The 19265-nt window shown below is 43.2% G+C and carries 19 protein-coding genes, 1 tRNA gene and 1 other RNA gene; 4 read left to right on the plus strand and 17 right to left on the minus strand.

From position 1 onward, the window contains the following. Positions 1 to 7 precede the first annotated feature (7 nt). Positions 8 to 706, plus strand: a complete 699-nt coding sequence (locus KN811_RS05560; protein ID WP_187967336.1) for a DUF2490 domain-containing protein — start codon at positions 8 to 10, stop codon at positions 704 to 706. A 48-nt stretch (positions 707 to 754) separates the two neighbouring features. Further along, positions 755 to 2965: a TonB-dependent receptor gene (locus KN811_RS05565; RefSeq protein WP_425596683.1), complete on the plus strand. Its 2211-nt coding sequence runs from the start codon at positions 755 to 757 to the stop codon at positions 2963 to 2965. A 6-nt stretch (positions 2966 to 2971) separates the two neighbouring features. Here the strand turns inward: KN811_RS05565 and KN811_RS05570 are convergent, their stop codons facing one another. The 6 genes from KN811_RS05570 to KN811_RS05595 all read right to left on the minus strand — a co-directional run bounded on the left by KN811_RS05570 (position 2972) and on the right by KN811_RS05595 (position 7384). After that, positions 2972 to 3853 (minus strand): cyclase family protein, encoded by an 882-nt coding sequence (locus KN811_RS05570; RefSeq protein ID WP_187967337.1) that lies wholly within the window; start codon positions 3851 to 3853, stop codon positions 2972 to 2974. A 110-nt stretch (positions 3854 to 3963) separates the two neighbouring features. Next, positions 3964 to 5526 carry a ribonuclease Y gene (rny, locus tag KN811_RS05575; RefSeq protein ID WP_187967338.1) on the minus strand — a complete coding sequence of 521 codons (1563 nt, stop codon included), beginning with the start codon at positions 5524 to 5526 and terminating at the stop codon, positions 3964 to 3966. 48 nt (positions 5527 to 5574) lie between these two features. After that, a non-coding RNA gene (gene ssrS, locus KN811_RS05580) (6S RNA) lies at positions 5575 to 5697 on the minus strand. A gap of 56 nt (positions 5698 to 5753) precedes the next feature. Beyond that, complete coding sequence (locus KN811_RS05585; protein WP_187967339.1) at positions 5754 to 6047, minus strand: cell division protein ZapA; 294 nt, start codon at positions 6045 to 6047, stop codon at positions 5754 to 5756. A gap of 13 nt (positions 6048 to 6060) precedes the next feature. Beyond that, positions 6061 to 6351 (minus strand): hypothetical protein, encoded by a 291-nt coding sequence (locus KN811_RS05590; RefSeq protein WP_187967340.1) that lies wholly within the window; start codon positions 6349 to 6351, stop codon positions 6061 to 6063. Between the two features lie 139 nt (positions 6352 to 6490). Further along, a complete protein-coding gene (locus KN811_RS05595) occupies positions 6491 to 7384 on the minus strand; it encodes a DUF72 domain-containing protein (RefSeq protein WP_187967341.1) in 894 nt (297 codons plus the stop codon). Positions 7385 to 7575: 191 nt separating this feature from the next. Here KN811_RS05595 and KN811_RS05600 point away from each other — a divergent pair. Further along, a tRNA-Arg gene (locus KN811_RS05600) sits at positions 7576 to 7649 on the plus strand. Here KN811_RS05600 and KN811_RS05605 read toward each other — a convergent pair. From KN811_RS05605 to KN811_RS05650, 10 genes are all read right to left on the minus strand, one after another. Further along, positions 7615 to 9165, minus strand: coding sequence for a recombinase family protein (locus KN811_RS05605; RefSeq protein ID WP_187967342.1), 1551 nt, complete (start codon positions 9163 to 9165; stop codon positions 7615 to 7617). The genes KN811_RS05600 and KN811_RS05605 overlap by 35 nt on opposite strands. Further along, positions 9149 to 9310 (minus strand): hypothetical protein, encoded by a 162-nt coding sequence (locus tag KN811_RS05610; RefSeq protein ID WP_187967343.1) that lies wholly within the window; start codon positions 9308 to 9310, stop codon positions 9149 to 9151. Before KN811_RS05610 ends, KN811_RS05605 begins: the two co-directional genes overlap by 17 nt. 379 nt (positions 9311 to 9689) lie before the next feature. Beyond that, complete coding sequence (locus KN811_RS05615) at positions 9690 to 10976, minus strand: relaxase/mobilization nuclease domain-containing protein (RefSeq protein WP_187967344.1); 1287 nt, start codon at positions 10974 to 10976, stop codon at positions 9690 to 9692. Next, complete coding sequence (locus tag KN811_RS05620) at positions 10964 to 11353, minus strand: plasmid mobilization protein (protein WP_187967345.1); 390 nt, start codon at positions 11351 to 11353, stop codon at positions 10964 to 10966. The genes KN811_RS05615 and KN811_RS05620 overlap by 13 nt, the downstream gene beginning before the upstream one ends. 451 nt (positions 11354 to 11804) lie before the next feature. Further along, positions 11805 to 12149: a hypothetical protein gene (locus tag KN811_RS05625; RefSeq protein ID WP_187967346.1), complete on the minus strand. Its 345-nt coding sequence runs from the start codon at positions 12147 to 12149 to the stop codon at positions 11805 to 11807. A 48-nt stretch (positions 12150 to 12197) separates the two neighbouring features. Further along, positions 12198 to 13901, minus strand: coding sequence for a hypothetical protein (locus tag KN811_RS05630; RefSeq protein ID WP_216334692.1), 1704 nt, complete (start codon positions 13899 to 13901; stop codon positions 12198 to 12200). Between the two features lie 17 nt (positions 13902 to 13918). Further along, positions 13919 to 15631, minus strand: a complete 1713-nt coding sequence (locus KN811_RS05635) for a HEPN domain-containing protein (protein ID WP_187967719.1) — start codon at positions 15629 to 15631, stop codon at positions 13919 to 13921. Positions 15632 to 15642: 11 nt separating this feature from the next. Next, on the minus strand, positions 15643 to 16071 hold the full coding sequence (locus KN811_RS05640) for a hypothetical protein (protein ID WP_187967718.1): 429 nt from the start codon (positions 16069 to 16071) through the stop codon (positions 15643 to 15645). 111 nt (positions 16072 to 16182) lie between these two features. Continuing rightward, positions 16183 to 16920, minus strand: a complete 738-nt coding sequence (locus KN811_RS05645) for a hypothetical protein (RefSeq protein WP_187967717.1) — start codon at positions 16918 to 16920, stop codon at positions 16183 to 16185. 99 nt (positions 16921 to 17019) lie between these two features. Next, positions 17020 to 18141 carry a hypothetical protein gene (locus KN811_RS05650; protein WP_187967716.1) on the minus strand — a complete coding sequence of 374 codons (1122 nt, stop codon included), beginning with the start codon at positions 18139 to 18141 and terminating at the stop codon, positions 17020 to 17022. 297 nt (positions 18142 to 18438) lie between these two features. Between KN811_RS05650 and KN811_RS05655 the strand changes: the two genes are divergently transcribed. Then, positions 18439 to 18708, plus strand: a complete 270-nt coding sequence (locus KN811_RS05655) for a hypothetical protein (RefSeq protein ID WP_425596687.1) — start codon at positions 18439 to 18441, stop codon at positions 18706 to 18708. 339 nt (positions 18709 to 19047) lie between these two features. Here KN811_RS05655 and KN811_RS05660 read toward each other — a convergent pair. Next, positions 19048 to 19265, minus strand: a 218-nt coding sequence (locus tag KN811_RS05660) for a transposase (protein WP_247716396.1), incomplete at its 5' end; no start/stop codon positions are given.

The following is a 19265-nucleotide window of genomic DNA, read 5'->3' on the forward strand; positions in this document are numbered from 1 at the left end:
CGAACGGATGAAAAAAATCGTTTTCTGCCTCATTTTAACGGCTTATTTCCTTTTGCCCAACACTACATCCGCACAAATTAATGAAAACCAGACAGGAGCCTGGTATATGTATTTCTGGAACACTACACTAAAAGAGAGCAGGTTTGGATTTCAGGGCGATATCCAGTACCGGAACTGGGACATTATGGGCGACCTCGAACAACTGCTCCTCCGGGGCGGAATTACCTATAAACCCGAAAAAGCCAATATTAAATTCACTCTTGGTTATGGCTATGTCCTTTCCGGCGAGTTTGGCGACAGTAACGATACCAGTGATGAAAGCCGTATTTACCAGGAAGCTCTTCTCCCCCATAAACTGGCCGACAGGTTCTATCTCACCCACCGTTTTCGTTTTGAACAACGCTGGGTGGAAAATCAGGATTTCCGGACGCGTTTCCGGTACAACCTCTTCCTGAACATTCCGGTAAACCAGGTCACACTCAATAAAGGAGCAATATACCTGGCCCTGTATAACGAATTGTTCATTAACGGGCAGAAAGATATCGGCAACGGGGACACCGTGGAGATCTTTGACCGAAACCGCCTGTATACCGCCGTAGGATACAGCATTACAGACAATTTAAAGGTTCAGGCAGGCTATATGCGGCAATCTACCAATGCCATCGACAAAGGCCAGCTTCAGTTAAGTTTGCATCATACACTCTAAAAAATGCGTCTTTTTCGGTATTTTCCCGTCTTATTAAATAAAAAACTTATGACAGAATACCAGCCTTCTTGTATCCGGATGCAAGTACAAAGACTGCTTTTTGTTTTTGCCCTAAGCCTTTATGCCATATCCGCAGAAGCACAAAATACACTTTCTGCCATTATCAGGGACTCAGAAAACCAGGAAGTACTCCCCGGTGCAAATGCCTATCTCAAAGGAACTTCCACGGGGGCCGTTGCTGACGAAAACGGACGGGTTACCCTCCGGAACATCCCCGATGGAAAACAGGTCATTATTTTTAGTTATATCGGTTTCGAAGAACACGAAGAAACCCTGTCCTTTCCCCTGCAATCTTCCGCTCCCCTGAACATATTCCTCGCGCAGGAAGGGGAACACATGGAAGAGGTGGTGATCACCGCCACGCGGTCCAGCCGTACCATTGCTGACCTTCCTACACGTGTAGAGGCCATATCGGGCGAAGAGCTGGCCGAAAAAGGAAACATGAAACCAGGGGATATCCGGATGCTGCTCAATGAAAGTACGGGAATACAAACGCAGCAGACCTCTGCCACCTCCTATAATTCCAGTATACGGATACAGGGACTGGACGGTAAATATACCCAGATACTGAAAGATGGCTTTCCGCTCTATTCCGGCTTTTCCGGCGGGCTCAGCCTTTTGCAGATCCCCCCGCTCGACCTGAAACAGGTTGAGGTCATTAAAGGTTCTTCCTCTACCCTTTACGGGGGAGGTGCCATTGCCGGGCTGGTCAACCTCGTATCAAGAACACCGGGAGAAGAAGAACGACTGGACCTTCTTCTGAACGGAACCTCCGCACTCGGGCTGGATGCCAGCGCATTCTACTCCCGCAGATCCGGAAAAACCGGGCTTACCGTTTTTGCCGCTTATAATATGGGTTCTCCGTATGACCCTTCGGACGAAGGGTTTACCGCCATCCCGGAGTTTGACCGCTATACCCTTAACCCGAACTTCTTCCTGTATTTTAACGATCGGACCACGCTGCGCATCGGGCTCAACGCCACCATAGAAGACCGGACAGGAGGGGACGAAAAGTACATCAAGGGCAAAGGCAACGAGGAACACTCCTTTTTTGAAAAGAACGAAACGAACAGGATCAGTTCGCAACTGGAATTACAACATACGATCGACACGCTCTCCGGAATAGCCGTAAAGAACAGTTTCAGCTACTACGACCGCAGCCTCAAGATCCCTTCGTTCTCCTTTTCGGGAACACAATTTTCATCTTTTAACGAAGCCACCTATCACCGCAACGGAAAAAAGGCTGACTGGATCATAGGCCTCAACCTGTGGACCGACCGGTTTGACCAGGATAAAGCAGATACTACCACCGCAGTGGACTACACGCATGTAACCTTCGGCGGATTTGTACAGAACACCTGGAACCTGTCAGAAAAAGTGATCCTGGAAACCGGGCTTCGGGGCGATTACCAGAATAAATACGGCTTCTTTTTGCTACCCAGGACCTCCCTGCTCTTCAAAATAAACCCCAAGCTCACTTCGCGACTGGGCGGCGGACTGGGATACAAAACACCAACGGTCTTTACCGAAGATGCCGAACGTATTTATTTCAGGGGCGTGCTCCCCATAGATGAAGAAAACACCGAAGCCGAAAGATCGGCGGGAATAAATTTTGATGTGAATTACAGGACTCCCCTGTCCGACCGTATGTCCTTTAACATCAATACGCTCTTTTTCTATACAAAAGTGAACGATCCCCTTATATTATCGCCTGTTTCCGACGGTCTCTACGCTTTTGAGCAGCCCGACGGTTATGTGGATACCAGGGGTATAGAAATTAACACCAAGCTCGCGTATGACGATTTTAAACTCTTTATAGGATATACTTTTGCAGACGTCAGGGAACACTATGACGGAAACATCACCGATTTTCCGCTGGTGGCCAAACACCGCCTCAACAATGTTCTGATGTATGAAGTGGAAGATAATATAAAAATAGGCCTGGAAGCATATTATTACAGTCCGCAAACACTCAACGACGGTACCAGGGGGCGGGACTACTGGATATGTGGTATTATGACCGAAAAGATCTGGGACAGGTTTTCCATTTTTCTCAACTTTGAAAATCTCCTGGACACCCGGCAGACCAAATTCGGAAGCATCTACACAGGCCCCGTTTCCGACCCTGTTTTCAAGGATATCTATGCCCCGCTGGACGGCTTTGTGATCAATGGCGGAATAAAACTGAAGCTCCTTTAAAATGTATTATATGTTCAATTTGGCGAAAGCCCTTACGGGAAATGTCCCTACCCCCTTGAACTTCGGGGGAGCGGCAGTAAAGGTATAATCGCTTTCCGGTAGCTTGTCCAGGTTACACATATGCTCAACAATAAGAATATCGGCTCCTAAAAGAATTGAATGTACCGGACGGTCGCCCTTTTGGGTATTGTCTATATTATGACTGTCTATACCTACCAGTTTTACTTCACAATTTTTCAGGTATTCCGCAACTTCCCCGGTAAGGTAGGGATGGCCCTCAAAATATTTTTCAGTATTCCAGTGTTTTGCCCAGCCGGTATGGACCAATACCGCCCGGTTCCTGACTTCTTTTCCTCTAAAGAATTCTACTCCTACCTCTGTTACTCCTTCAGCGTCTATGGTAATACCATCAAGGTCTACAAAGGCTTCAAGCCCGGTTTCCGAAAGGTCTTTACCGTGTTCATAGCGATGAAAAGGACAATCTATATAGGTTCCGGTATTGGATACCATTTCTATTTTTCCTATTTGAAATTCGGTGCCCTCTCCGTAAAATTTCCGTGAATTCTCCCTGCTCAGGTAATCACATATCACCGGGGCAGGTAATCCTTTGTAGGTGACAAGCCCGTCAAAAACGGTATGGCTCAGATCCATCAACACTTCTTTACGGGCATTGACGGGAGTTGTTCTCTTGTGTTTTTCTTCGATATAGTGCTTATTCAGGATATTCACCTTCTTCACCATAAGTAATTGCATATCCTCAACAATATAATCGGCAAGCTCCTTGTCGGATATTCCGTCCCTGTCGATATCAAGACGAAAATCCTGTCCTTGTATCCCACCACCGTTGGTGAATTCTATTTCAAAATCAAAGACAACTCTTTTTTCCATATCAGATCTGAAATATTTAAATAGTTTCTTAGTTAAAAAAATGGGCTATAAACAAAAAAGACAGCTTCCCGTATGTGAAGCTATCTTTTATATTTATTTTCAGAGCGTTTTTATTTGGCGATGTTCACCGACCTTGTTTCCCTGATCACGGTTACCTTTACCTGTCCGGGATAGGTCATGTCTGTCTGTATTTTCTGGGATATTTCAAAAGACAGTTCGGCTGCCTTGTCGTCATTGACCCTTTCGCTCTCCACAATAACCCGGAGTTCCCTTCCGGCCTGGATGGCATAGGCCTTTTTAACACCGTTAAAACCAAAGGCTATATCTTCCAGGTCCTTGAGTCGCTGGATATAAGAATCCAACACCTGCCGCCTGGCTCCCGGCCTGGCTCCGCTTATGGCATCGCAAACCTGTACAATAGGGGCTATGAGTGATTTCATCTCTACCTCGTCGTGGTGAGCTCCGATAGCATTGCAGACATCGGGTTTTTCCCCGTATTTTTCAGCCCACTCCATCCCGAGAATAGCGTGGGGCATTTCGGTTTCAGATTCCGGCACTTTTCCTATATCGTGGAGCAATCCGGCGCGTTTGGCCAGTTTCGGGTTCAACCCTAGTTCTGCCGCCATTACTCCGCATAACTTGGCTACCTCACGGGAGTGCTGCAACAGGTTCTGTCCGTAGGAAGAACGATATTTCATTCTCCCTACCATTTTTATCAGTTCGGGATGCAGGCCGTGAATACCGAGGTCTATGATCGTCCTCTTCCCTACTTCTATGATCTCTTCTTCTATTTGTTTTGTGGTTTTTTGTACCACTTCTTCAATACGAGCCGGGTGTATCCTTCCGTCGGTTACCAGCTTATGCAGGGACAGGCGGGCAATTTCCCTTCTCACTGCATCGAAACACGATAAAATAATGGCTTCGGGAGTGTCATCTACAATGATCTCTACCCCGGTGGCAGATTCCAGTGCCCGGATATTCCTTCCTTCCCGTCCGATGATCCTTCCTTTGATATCATCAGACTCGAGATTGAACACAGAGACACAGTTTTCTACGGCCTCTTCCGTTCCTATACGTTGTATGGTGTTTATAATAACTTTCTTCGCTTCCTGCTGGGCGGTAAGTTTTGCCTCTTCGAGCGTATTCTGTACATAGCTCATGGCATCACTTTTGGCATCGGCCCTGAGAGATTCGATCAGTTGGCTTTTAGCTTCTTCAGCAGGCAGTCCGGAGATGATTTCCAGTTGTTTTACCTGGCTTTTATGCAGTTTTTCTACCTCGGCCTGCTTCTTTTCGAGGATCTCCATGCGGTATTCATAGTCCCTGGCCTTTGTTTCCAGCTCTTCGGTAAGTTTCTTGTTTTTGGAGAGTTCACTGTTTGCCTGGGCTTCCTTATCCTTGGTCCGTTTTTCTATTTCGGCAATCTTTTTGTCTTTGGCCACAATGACCTTTTCGTGTTCTGCTTTTAATTCCAGGAATTTTTCCTTGGCCTGGAATATTTTGTCTTTTTTGATACTTTCTCCTTCAGCTTTGGCCTCCTTGACAACAGATGCTGCTTCTCTTTTGGCATTTGCCAATATCTTAGACGCGTTTTTCTTTTCCATTAGCTTGGCGATCACAAGCCCCAGGGCTACGCCAATTATACCTGCAACAATAATCATAGTTGTATCCATCTTTGTTTTTATTTAAAAAAAAAGCCTACATCGGCATGGGTTCTGTATAAACTCCAAAAGACAAGTTTAGGGCTAACCAACTGCTCAAGGATCCGTTATCTCCGGCCAAAGGCCGGGAACGGCATGCTTTTACAATCGAGACTCACCCTTTTTAATTGAATAGCGTTGAGTTTATCAAACAATAATACCAATGTAGGCAGTACCTCTATCTTATTTAAAGAACTTGTTTATGAACTAAGTTTGGCCTGTAAAAGGTCATTGAGCGCTTCCAAACGTTCCTTAACTTCTTCGCCGGACCTTTCCTTATCTATACTTTTCTGCTCTACCTGCGAAGCAAATTGCAAGGCACACATGGCCAGAACGTCCTGTTTATCCCTTACGGCATAATTTTGTTCGAACTGCTTTACAAGCTCTTCTATTTTTTTTGCAGCCTTGCGCAACCCTTCTTCCTGCGTGGGATCTATAGTTAAAGGATACACGCGGTCTGCAATAGATAATTTTATCCTGAGCTTGTTGTCCATAAATTGTAGAACATTATTCCGAGAGTTGTGCTATACAGCTGTCTATCTCTCGTATTAAAGTATTTATTTTCAGCTTAGTTTCTGTTTTATTTTCACTACTGCCCAACATTGTGTTTGCCAGTTTGAGCGCGTTATACTTTTCTTCCCAGTCGGTTATCACAGATTCTTTTTCCTGTATCGCCTTCTCGGAATCTGCTAATTTCTGTGTTAATTTCTGGTTTGCCTGCTTTAAAATCTCCATTTTGTGAAGCAGCCGGCTCACCCTATTTTCAAGAGAATCAACAATTTCTGTAATATCGCTCATACGTGCAAATAACAATACATCTGTCTACAAAGTTAACATACCTGGCGATACTTCGCAATAGTTTATCTTATTTTTATCTCATTTCTTTCGGTTGCCAGTTGGTAACCGATGAATTGAAAACTGGTAACCGGCAACCGGTCTAAAACAATTTCTGCTGTATGTCGGCCAGTGTGTGCGGAAGAGGCAGATCACATCCGATCTCCTTATTGAGCTTTTCAATAAGGTAAGCCGACAGCAATGGCGATGCTTTTTCCAGGTTTTGGTGCACAAAAAAATGAATGTGTCCCAGTCCCTGGTCCACCCATAACCTCAGGCGGTCAACCCAATCGTCCAGGCGGTCATAATCGCTGGGATGGTTAGCTCCTACATACCTTACAAAAGCCTCGTTATTAGTGAGCCGCATATGCATTAAGTCTCTCCTGCCCGCCGTGTCTACCAGAATATTGGCTACATTGTTTTCTTCCAGCAGATGATAGAGCTCCTGGGCTACCCTGGTGTCATTGAACCAATCGGTATGCCGGAACTCCACAGCCAGGGGGACTTCTTTAGGCCAGAATTCTATAAAACTCACCACCCTCTCAAAATTTTTCGGGGCAAAATTGTTATGCATCTGAAGGAATACCGTGCCCAGCTTTTCCTTCAGGTTTACAACACCATCGAGGTATTCCTCCACCGGGCCTTTATAATCGAGTAATCGTTTCATGTGGCTTACCATCTGGTTTACCTTGGGAAAAAAGCGAAACCCCGCAGGTACTTTTTCATACCAGGTACTAAATTGTTCCGGGGGAAAATTCCTGTAAAAGGTAGCATTGAGCTCAATGGCATTGAATTGTGTGGCATAGTAAGCCAGCTCGTCCTTGGTTCCCCTGGGATAAAAGTTTTTCAGGTCCTGGCGGTTCCATTTGGCACATCCCACATATATTTTGGGAGCTTGTTTGTCTTTATTTTCAGACAGGACCACCGCTGTGTCCGGGTGGTCCTCCGGAAAGGTAAAGTCCACAGTTTCCGGGTGATCTACTTTTCCAAATTTCATATGTTCCGGGTTTTGTTGATTTTTTTCACAAATTACGTATAATTCCATAAATTTGTACCATCACTTTGAGTTCTCTTTCTTTTGCACGGGGGTTATTCCGGGAACATTTCACTGTTCCGGAACGAAGAGATAATTTTCATTGATTTTCTTTGCCCGGAAGCCAAAAAAGAATATATTTGCACCCGCAAAAAGGCCTCGTAGCTTAACTGAATAGAGCACTTGATTACGGCTCAAGAGGTTGCAGGTTTGAATCCTGCCGAGGTCACTTCACGGGACAAAGAGGAAAAATCCTTTTTTGTCCCGTTTTTGTTTGGAGGTAACATGCTGTTAATGTGATAGATAATCTCTACTACATCGTTAACCCTTGCGGTTCGAAATGAAAATCCGTCAAATGTCAGATTTTCAGGGTAAATCGAACCGATCAGGCTCCGGGATTCTTCCCAGCCCCCGTGTTTAAAGCAATTATTGAGTTTTAACAGCTCGTCAATGCCTTCGTTAAGCAATCCTTCCACATCTTCGGTTTCGTTGCTTATTCTGGCCAAATTGCCTTCGAGTCTGCTGATCTCCTCCCCGTAATCCGACTTCATATCCCGGTAATCCAAAGGATCGATTTGCCGGGTCGACAATAAATCCCTGGCATAGGATAAACGTCCCTCATAATCCTTGATCTGTTTAAGGATTTGTTTTCTTTTGCCATAAATGTTCTCCGTTTGTCTCTGGTATTCCTCTACGATCAGGGCCGTATATAGCTTTTTGATCTCTTCCTTCGGGATATAGCCTTTTAAGTAATTCTCAAAGGCTTTATTGACTTGTGTGGCATTGACCCTATGCCTGCACCCGTTCCGGCAATGGTAGTAGGTATAATACTTGCTACGTCCTTTGGATTTGCTTCCCGTAAGGAGCTTACCACACCTGGGGCAAATCAAAAAGCCACGTAAAGGCAGGTCTTCCGTGGTAACCACTTTGGGACGGTATGTCCTGCCACGTCCTTCAAGCACGTCCTGTACCCGGTAAAACAGTTCTTCGGAAACCAGGGCTTCATGCAGGCCATCTACCAGGCGACTTTCTTCTTCCTGGTATTTGGGAATAAATATTTTTCCGAAATACACGGGATTGCGCAGGATACACCAAAGACGGCTCCGGCTATGTTTAAATCCTTTTTCTTTGGCCATGTTCCAGACCTGTGCTGTATTAAAGACGCCTCGTCCAACTTCTTCAAAGCACCAACGGATCAGGGAGGCTTCCGGTTCTTTGGGGGCTATGTACTTGGTGCCGTTTTCCCTGGTCTTGTTTTCATACCCTACGGGAGCTGTTCCCATATAGCGGCCTTCTTTCTTAGCCCTACGCATCCCGAAGAATACGTTTAAGGACCTGCGGTCGTTCTCTACTTCCGGGGCAGCTAAATAGAATGCCAGCATCATCTTATTTTCGGGAATAGACAAGTCCAAAGGTTGTTCCACAGCCTGGGGTTCTACACCCAGCCTCCGGAGGGTGCTTATCATCTGGTAGGCATCCCCGGCATTCCGGCTAAACCGATCCCACTTTGTAAAAAGGATCAGGTCTACCTTGTTTTTGTGCTTTCGAAGTAGTGAAAGCAGTCTTTTCCAATCCGGCCGGTTAAAGGTCTTGGCCGAATGGTCTTCATAGATCACCTCCCGGATATGGATGTGGTTGATCTCACAATACTTTCTCAAACGTTCTTCCTGGTCCCTTTGGGAATATCCCTTGTCGGCCTGTTCGTCCGTACTCACCCGTACATATAAGTCAGCTATCTTCCCCATGGTTACTTTGGTTTAAATAATTAGATACTACGATATTAGCCATTTTTCGTAAAAATACCAATACTTCTTCCGCTTGTTCTAAACTAATGTCCAATCCTTCTTTTTTTAACATGCTGTGCGCTTGTTCGGGGGAAATCTTCTTCATATTCTCTCGCTTCATTTTTCCCGTTTACCTAAAATCCTCAACAATCCTCTATATCATACATCCATTCTCATTTTTTGGTTTTAGACAGGTCGCGTGCCCTTCGGCTTATCCTTTCGGCAACGCCATCAAACAGCAGATGTGCCCAGGTCGCTGGCCCTGCGAGGATACCCCGCAGCAGGGGCATGCTTAAATAATTTTCCTATAAATAGCGACAGCGGTTTATGCGGAAAATTATTTGACCTGGGTGCACCGAAGGCCAACCGCTTCCGTTGTCCCGGGAGCGTGTTGGTCTGCTGTTTATAGCACAAGACTTGGCTAAAATCAAAAACAAACGTGGTCACAAACTTTGTTTTTTAACATCCTCTTTATCTCATAATCATCATCCTTTTTTACTTTTCTTTTTCTTTTTTGTCCTGTTCTTTTTTAAATGATAAGGCAGGTAATCCACAACCTGTTCGGGTTGTAGCAACAGGTCTAAAACTGTTTCCGTTTCTTTTTCGGAAATAACAGGAGTTTCGTCCTTGATGGTGTCCTTGGTTTCTGCCGCAGTGTGCTGCGGCTGTAACCCAATCCCCGGTTTCCGAGCGGAATGCATATTCGGCTCGGGAACCTCCCTTAACCCCAATCTTTCCTGCATGGCTTTGGCACTGTATTGTTTTCCCAACTCACTGCCGTTAAAGACGCTTTGTGTCCGGTGATCTACATAGGTGATACCGTATATCCTTCCTTCTTCGTTTTGTCTTAAAACCGTATGGATACCCTGTTTATTCAGGACTTTTATAAATCCTTCTAAAGATTTGTTTTCCTGCCGGAATAGAACCTTGTCAATGGTGTTTTTTAACCGGAGCTTATGCCTGACTTTTCTTTGTTTGTTCTGAGAAAACTTTTGTTCCAAAGATTTTAAAGTAGGTTTATTGTAGAATAAACTGGCTTTAATGGGAACGCCAACGGGCTTTCCTTGTGTGTCCAATACTTTATAAACCAATCCACCATTACGGTACATCCGGGAAGTTTCTTTCCCCCGGTCTGCATGGATATTGTATTGGTTTAAAATGGCATTAAGCTCCGGGAGGCTACTGTATTTATACTTATCCAGCACATTTATAAGTACATTTTGGATAGCTCTTTTGGTCGTGGATTTGCCATATTGTACCCGCTGTGCATGTACAGGTTGTAGTTGATAAGCCGCTTGTTTTTGTGCCTTGGCTTTGACCAGTCCAAATGCTTTTTCGATGGCTTTACGAGCTTGTTCGGACTGGTTTTTCCCGATATTGTTCATATCAATCCGGCTGCCATCGGCACGTATTTTTATGGAAACAATATGGAGGTGGCTGTGCCCCGCATCTTCATGGCGATAGACCAAATAGGGCTGTTCTCCAAAACCGATCTTTTCCATATAGGTATCGGCGATGGCTTTCATTTTTTCGTCGGAAGGACTTTCGGAAGGAGCAAAATTCAGAGAGATATGGACGCTGTTCCGCTTTACATTTTGGTTTAATTCTACCTGTCGGAGCAAACGGTTAAGTTTCATGGTTAAACTCATGTGGTTTACCTCTACCGGGTAATTGCCCTGCCCGATACAGCGGGCCACACCTTCTTTGACCTTGTTCTCGTTGTAGTTAAATGCCCGGTGTATGGAGTTCCCTGTCTTGATTACCGCAACCATACCTCCGCCATTTTTTTCAGGTGATGTTCAATCGCATCGATCTTAACAAACAGGATGATCTTGTCCCTTTCGTTCATGGTGATCCATTTCCTGAACTCTTCGATACGCCAGAGGGTATGCAGTTTTTTTACGGCCTGGTTGTAATTGTTGCCGATATGGTTGAGTTCTTTTTTAAGGGCGCTCATTTCGATCATAAAATCATCCAAGGAGGTGTTGCGATAGGTGGTAGTCACCGGTTTGTCAAAAAGGCAATGCCGGAGGTATTCGCTAAACTTCCGGCAGGTGGTCTTTTGAAATCGTTGTTGCAGCTTTTGGTATTCGTCATGGGTCAGACGAACATGTACCATCCGGGTACGGTTTACTTTTTCCTTCATCATCACTTTCATTTATCATTTATAAACCTAAAACCATAATGCCAACAGGGCGGTCAAGTTTCGAGACTATAAAGCCCAAAAAATCGGTTGTAATACAACCGGACATCTTGCAAACCTCAATAATGCACAGAGGTTTGTAACCTTCTTTTACAGAAGCTATTTCAAAGACTTTGGAAAATAAAAAACTTCCAAAGATTGTGTTGTCGAATGAAAAAGGAGTCGGGATTAGCTGCGGAATGATAAAGCATAAAATTACGAAAAATTCCCGGATTTTCCTATCTTGTATACATCCTGAACAGGATAAGTCAGGGGTTTAACAATCTTTTATACGTTTTTTTAGAAATGTTAATCAGCATTTTCTTCGCCATCAACACAACTATATGCTTTGCTGATGTTTTCAGTTGTTTCAGCGATTTGTTATTTTTTGTCTTCATTATGCTGTGATTTAAAATAGCTATTCCAGTCCTTCTCTTAGCTTTTCATCCTTGTAATAGTGGTTTAGGTGATCCATTAAGGATTCTTCCCCTACGGGCATTAAGCGGTTGGCGATGTCAAGGGCCTGCCGGATATACCTTTTTTTATCATCGTAGGGAGTGCCCTTAAAACATTCCGGATTATTGATTTTTTGGCATAAGTATATCAAAGCACGGACAGTCAATAGCAAGTCAGCATGACCCTCAACATAGAAATAGCAGACTTGGTATTTATCCTTAAATATAGGATGTGGCTTTAAGGTAGGGCGATAATCTTTAGCATGATGTTTCAGGCTGTCGATCAGCTTTTTTTCATTGACATTCATAAGATCATTTTTTTCAGGTTTCTTGTGTTTTATCGGAAAAGACTTTTTTCAAACAATAGCTTCTATACAATGCAACCGCTTTAAGCGTTGCAGTTCTGCTTCAGCCATCTTCCGGGCCTCTACCATAAAATCATTACAAAGGTCAAAGGCTTTTTCAGCTTCCTTATTCGTGATACCGGATTTGGACCTGAACCGCATCTCGTGGTGGGCATTGGACAAAAGGTGGTATATATGGTGTCTGGTGTGCGAAGCCCCGGAAAAGATTTCATCGGGAAGGTCGGTAAAATGACTACACAGGTGGAACAGGAAAGACAGCGTATTATGGGCAGGTTTAAATTCCCAGAATACGTACAGCAATCCTAAACAAATCTGTTCCAACGCATAGTGCATAATCCCCATCTTTACCGCGGGGTCCTCGTCCATTTCCTGGTACGCATCCACCAGCATGGTAAGTAGATAGGTTGCCCGCTTAGACCGGGCTTTCCAGACTTTGCGTATCCGCTTCCAGTTTTTTCCGTGATAATCAGGCGTACGGTTTAAAGAAGTCAGGCGAGTGTCTTCAGCAAACAGCAATACGGCTTCCGTTAAAAAACGGTCCAGGAAATTACTGCCCCGATCTACTTTATAGCGTACCTCTCCAAGCGTATAGTCAATAATATATACCCGGCATGGCAGTTGATTATAAATATCATCGGTGAGTTTAAACAGCGGTATTGGCAGAGGGTCGTGGGTCACCATAAGCAAGGTATAAGCTATGGATTGTTTATATCCCTCACCTGTGGGAGTTACATAGGTTTCCCGGGATGAAATCTTGTTCTGTCTGCCGATAAGATATACCGAGTGCAGGTCCACTTTTGATTTCAACAGATCAATAATCTGTTCTAACAGATGATCTTTTTCAGTTGCTACCGCGGCCTCCTTGGTATCATTTTGTGGATTGTCTTGTTTATTTACAATAGCAGATGGCTCCAGGAACTTAAACCCAAAAGCATGGTATTGGCGGTTGATAACGCCCCGTACGGTATGACCTGTCCATTCGGACTTGCTCTTAATTACACCAATTTGATCCTGGTTGATATGGTAATCATTACTGTCACGTACAGCAATAAAAACCTCATCCAGCAGGTCTAATACCTTTTGTTCATTTTCAATCTCCGCATGAAAAACACTTCCGAGTTCCTCTACAAAATCCCCAACATAGCTTTGGTGTTCCCGGATACTATGGCTTTCCTTCTCTTGGCCCATGATAAAAAGTTCGACGGTACGAAACAGGTGTTCCATGTGTTGATGGAACATCAGGGCTGCTTGCCGAAGGTCTTCGTCTTCAAGACAAAAGATAGCACCTTCCCAAAAGTGATCGGTTTTGGTGAACTCCTCTTTTAATCGATCTTTGACCCGACTGTAAAGGGCCTCATTTATTGTTTTCCCGGGGAAAGGATCACCCGGTATTTCAGGTTTACGGTAGATCAATTTTTTTTCTCTAAGGCCGTTAATAAAAAATAGATTTTCTTCTTTTAATTGTTCTGCTGTGTATTCCAAGGAGAATACCCGGTACAGGGAATCAGTTTCCTCCCGGAATATTTTATCGACTGTAGTTAAGAGCTCCGGGGACAACGCAGTACGTTCGCTGTCCAATAAAATAATGAACACCGGTTTAGAATAAAATCCCCGGTGAACCTCGGAGCGGTAGATCATCCTGATTTCCATAAGGGAAATCAACTTATTGACGATTTGTTGTGCGGATAATTTCATAGGAATAGGATTTTAGGTTAATCAATCACAGGGTCCTGCAAAGACTGGTTATCCTTCAGAAAAGTTTCCCGGACGAGCTTACTGCTTTCCTCAAGAAACCGTTCACATCGCGCTTCATACCGGAAAGCTTCATCCCAATCGATATAGGACAATCCTTTGTAAAGAACATCTTTTGGTACATGGACAAATTCATTAAAAAGCCTTTTGTCCTCTTCGGTGAACCTGGGAAAGATATCATTAGGGAAATACCAGAAGCTACAGCACAGGTTACACAAATGACTCAGGTTTAGCTGGTACGGGGTGTAACCGTAAAAAAACTCAAGCAACCCCAGAGATGCCTGCTCCATAGCCCGGTTGTATAAAAGCACTTTAACGGCTACTTCCTCTGAAGCTTCAATAGCCTTCCCACCATTAAAAAATCCACTGGCGTTAGTTTCCCGTTTATACCACTTCATCATGTCCTTTTTTAACTCTTCTTCTGTACGAAACCCATTGTTCTCATGGAAACACCAATCGTTGATTTCCAATCCCGCATATAGTAAAGTACCTCGCTCTTGCAGTACACGATGAAAGTAGGGATTGTTCTTGTCGAGCTGCTTTTGTATATCGTCTTTTGTAAAGGATAACAGCAATAAAGAAATCCCTAAACGTTTATTGAGTACACCATGCAAGCACATGATCTGTGCCCTTACATCCGTTTCACTAACCACGAGTAAATCGAAATGGTCATCACGGATGCCGGTGGTTTCAGTGTCATTGATACCTTCTATAAAAAATGACCGTGCACGACGTCCGAACAGGTAAATCGCAACAGGTGTTTTTATACTATCCTTTAACTGCTCGACGGCCTCCTTCAAATATTTGTTATCGTCCAGTTTCATACTTTTTGTTTTGTCGGGTAAATCGTCATTTTGATCGTTTGGGACCGGTGCCACTGCATGCTGTTGCTCGAATGAAGAAATTAGATGCTCAAAAACCTGCGCTGCTTTTGCATGTAATGTTTCCATCTTTGATTCCAACTGTTTTAACGTACTGGTATCAATCCGGAAATCATTTTCATAGCGCGTTGACCGATAAATGTTATCCAGAACCTGGAGCAAACGGATATCATTGTCGTCTTCTTCATCAAAAACGCCTGTATACGCAGCACTGATTCTCCTCAGGTACAGATGGTGGCCGCGGATAGAGTGGGTCAGGCGTTCTTTGGCAACAAGCTGAAGTTCCAGGTACCGATAGGTAAGTTCTACCGACTGGTGCAGCATAAATGAAGCCAGGCCATAGTTCTCTTTCTCTTTAAAAAAGTAATACCCTTCTTTAAATTCATCTATCTTCTGTTGTTCCCGGTCACGTAGACTAATAGCCAATTCCCTGCATTTTGTGTGATCTATTTCCTTGGGGATCGGCTCAAATTCAGAGTCCTCTTTTTTGTAAATGAGTTTCTGCGGCTGGCAGGATGCAAACAAGAACAGGTTTCCTTCCCTGATTTTATCCTTGGCCTGAAAGGCTACGTAACACATCACCTTATACTGCGGGTAGTCCCTGATGGTATAAATGATCCTTGGAACCAGATCGTCCAACGTTTTGAGGTATTTACTCGATACCAGGATGACCAGCTCGAAAGGTGAAGTTTCCTGATCGTAGGTATTAAGGTAAATCTGCTCGATGTTGAATTTGGTCGTCAAAGCATCAATAACCACTTTGACATCCGGGTTGTTCTTCATGCTGTCCATAATAAAACTATTTATGATGACGTTTCGTCGTTTACACTTGTGTCCTCGACCTTTCGTGCTGCCGCATCTTCAGGACTCGGGGGATAACATATACCGTCAGGCTTGGTTCGCTGTTCTCGTAAATCCAGAACAATTAAGGTTAGTATATCCAGCGTTTTCAGGAGTCGGTTACGGGTTTTTAAATCGTATTCATCCATTTCCACCTCCGGCGAATCTGTACAATAGTGATGGATGACCCTGCTTTCCACAGTGTGTATTTCTTCCCGCACGTCTATAAGGTAATACAACCTGGATAAGGTCTTCCGGAGATTTTTTCGTTCCTTGAAATCTAAACTTTCTGGCATCCAGTGGTATTCCAATTCCACTTCCGGAACCGGGCAATGCAAAGCGTGTATGCTGTCCGGGTCCAGCCAGTCTTCCGGGAAATAGTCCGTTTGCAAAAACAACCATCCTGTTTCCAGTAGCCACCTTAGCGTAAGCCGGAGATCGTTTGCCTCTATCTTGAGCTGTTTCTTTTTACAGGGGCATAAGGGATACAGATCCAGGATGTCCTAGCGGATATCGACGTAATTTTTCTCATGAAAAACACTTCCGGCCATGTCGAAAGGACTGGCACTGTCATAGCCATCTACATATTCTGATGACAGGTAATCCACAATCAAATGGTGATTGGGCGGCGGATAATTAATCTCAGCCCAATGATAGCTGATTATACAGGCCTCATACAGCGTCCTTAGTTTTTCATAAGTCTTCAAAGGAGCATAATCCATAAGCTCAAATAGGCTTTCACCATGCTGCAAATAGGATTTCCAATCGTCCAGCAGATCAAGCCATGAACACAAGTCCATTTCAGCAAAAAAATTCTTAAAAGCTACTGTGAAATTCTGAGCTTCTTCCCGGGAAAGCATCGAAAACGGCTCCTGGAAATGTGCCAAATGATGATTCAGTTTTTGGTCTTCCCTTGAACGGTATTTTTTTAAGCACCGATATGGATTTTTACACCATTTGATGTCGATCCAGTCTTCTTTGAATTTTAAGCGTTTTTTATGGTGCAGAAAGTAATGGCATCCCTTTACCATCAATACGACGCTATCTAATGTCCTTACCAGTTGTTGTTTTTCCTCGGCGCTTCTATCCCTATTTGAAGTCAGCGCCACCACCAATTGCCAGAGTTTATCATTAAATGATTCAAAAGTATCGTACCGGAAAGATTCGAAAATCCCCCCATCCAATAAAAACCATTGGGTATCCCATTTATCCTCCGGATTTTTTAAATAAGCGTTTTCCATAATTTCAGATTTAATTGGTTAATCTTTTTAATGATATAGGTAGTTTTTAGCATTTAATATTGATCTCTCGAAAAGCATGTGCATTGGTTAAAGAATAACTTATTCACCAACCGTGTTTTTAGGGTCATATTCCAATAGGCTGGCAAATTCCGCTAAAGAAAACAGGAGTTTTCTTAGCTCATCATACTTGGAAGGATTGAACCGAATGCCGCCCAAAGCATCCAACTTCCATGATTCAAGTTGGTGACGCCAAATATGCAGCGGTTTGCTTTTGATTTCTTTATCTAAGTAAGAAATGGGAGATTTCAATTGATCCGTGGGCAAATACCTGATATTCGCAATAGTTTGTTCAGGGATTTTCCATTCAGCCTTTCTCGCTTTGGGTTTGATTTTCCTGGAATAGTCCCAAAAGGCTTCCAATAAGAATAGCAGTTCATCGAAATAGTAAACCACATTTCCCGGATTGCCGTTTCTGTTCCAATAGGAAGTGCAGGAAGAGATCTTTCCCAAATAGTTTAAAGCATGATATAAATCAGAAGCTGTGTAATCCTCATAGACCCCAACGAAGGGGTAATGATATAGGAACTGGGGACGATCCGAATCGAGTGCTTCATCCGCACTCTTCCTTAATATTTTTTTATCTGATTTGGTGAGCTTTAGGTTTCGCCCAGATTGATAGATCGTAAATAAGGACAGGATTAAGCTGCTAAAATTCCTGTAAGCATCGTAAACAGCTTCGCTCAAGAGATCGGTATATTTATAAACTGTCGGTTCCAGTCCGTGATATAAAAGGTTCATCAAATCAAACCGGATGGAACCCGCTCGTATCTTATCAATAAGCAACAATAATTCCGTATAGGCTCCCTCTAATGAAGTAACAGCCTTTGGGAATGATAAACTCCCCGGTTTAACTTCGAAGTGCCTGTTTTCTATAACAGCATGATGTTTTACCATATAGGACGGGCGTATTTTTGCGATCAGGAAAGCCGCTTCATAAAGGCGTACCATTTTCAGGTATTTCAGGTAAATGACTTTCGGCGATTGATACCTCATCCAATAATTTTTCCGGAAAGCCACCGTAACCAATTCCCAAAACTCATCTTGTACGGGCTCGCATGACGCGTATTTCTTAAATGTTTCTTTCAGTACAATAAATGGATTCAATATTTCCTTCTTCTTTAAAAAGGAAAGTTTAGCGTTCCTGAATTGTATTCTGTCCATTTCGTTACGTTTTGCGGTTAACGTATATAAAGGAAAGGAGCCTTTCTTGCGTACCGTACCCAAGCACGTTGTATTATACCAACAAGCTGTTGTATTTTACTCACGAAAATGGGTACGGTACACATAAAAATTTGGGAAAGATTTGTTATCTTTGGAAGTATGAACACAGCAGAAAAAAATCATATTGGCAGAAAAATCGGCCGTATCCGTGAGTTAAAAGGCATCAAGCAATTAGATTTGGCTGAACGACTTGGTATTAGCCAGTAAACCTTATCTCGTATAGAACAAAGCGAAACCGTGGAAAACAAAAAACTAAAAGAAGTAGCCCAGGCATTGGGAGTGACTAAAGAGGCTATTGAAAATTTTTCAGAAGATAAGGCTTTAAATATAATAGGAAATACATATCATGTTGATAATTCTTCGGCAGTAAATTATGGTTGCACTTTTAATCCATTAGACAAGCTCATGGAAGTGGTTGAAGAAAATAAAAGACTTTACAAGGAGTTGCTTAAAGCTGAAAAAGACAAGGTAAAATACCTGGAACAGTTGATAAAGGAGAAAATATAAATTCATTCTTCTTTATCCGTATAACGATTTCACATAAAACAGGGGTGGCAAGCGGATGAGAGTTCTAGCCCTTTCCTAAATATTTTCTACACATTCTACGTATTAAGATTTAGTCTTTGGGGGAAGTGACTGACTTCTGTTTTTTCTTACATAAATTTTTCCTTATATTTACAATCCCCTTTCCTATGAAATTGATATTTTTACCCCAAAATATCAGGTTGTCAATTTTTTATACTTAAAAAGCAATGAGTAGTTTTTTAGCCAAAATGCAAATTGACGGGCAGACCTACAATGTTTTGGAGTTTAATATCCATACGGATCATTCCTAAAAGTTGGGGACTACGCAAAAATTCTGGATAGTCTAAATAGGAAAAATTCAGTATTCTTCACACCTCTAAATTGTGCTCTAAAGGCTTTTATTTTGGCATTGAAGGACTCTGCTGAGGCATTTGTACTTCTGTTTACAAAGTAGTTTAGAATTGATCGATAGTTCAAGCGAATACTATTTGCTACTGTTTGGAAGCTTTTAAACCCGGATTCTTCCACCTCTTTATACC

Source organism: Sinomicrobium weinanense (genome assembly GCF_018863395.1).
Lineage (GTDB): Bacteria > Bacteroidota > Bacteroidia > Flavobacteriales > Flavobacteriaceae > Sinomicrobium > Sinomicrobium weinanense.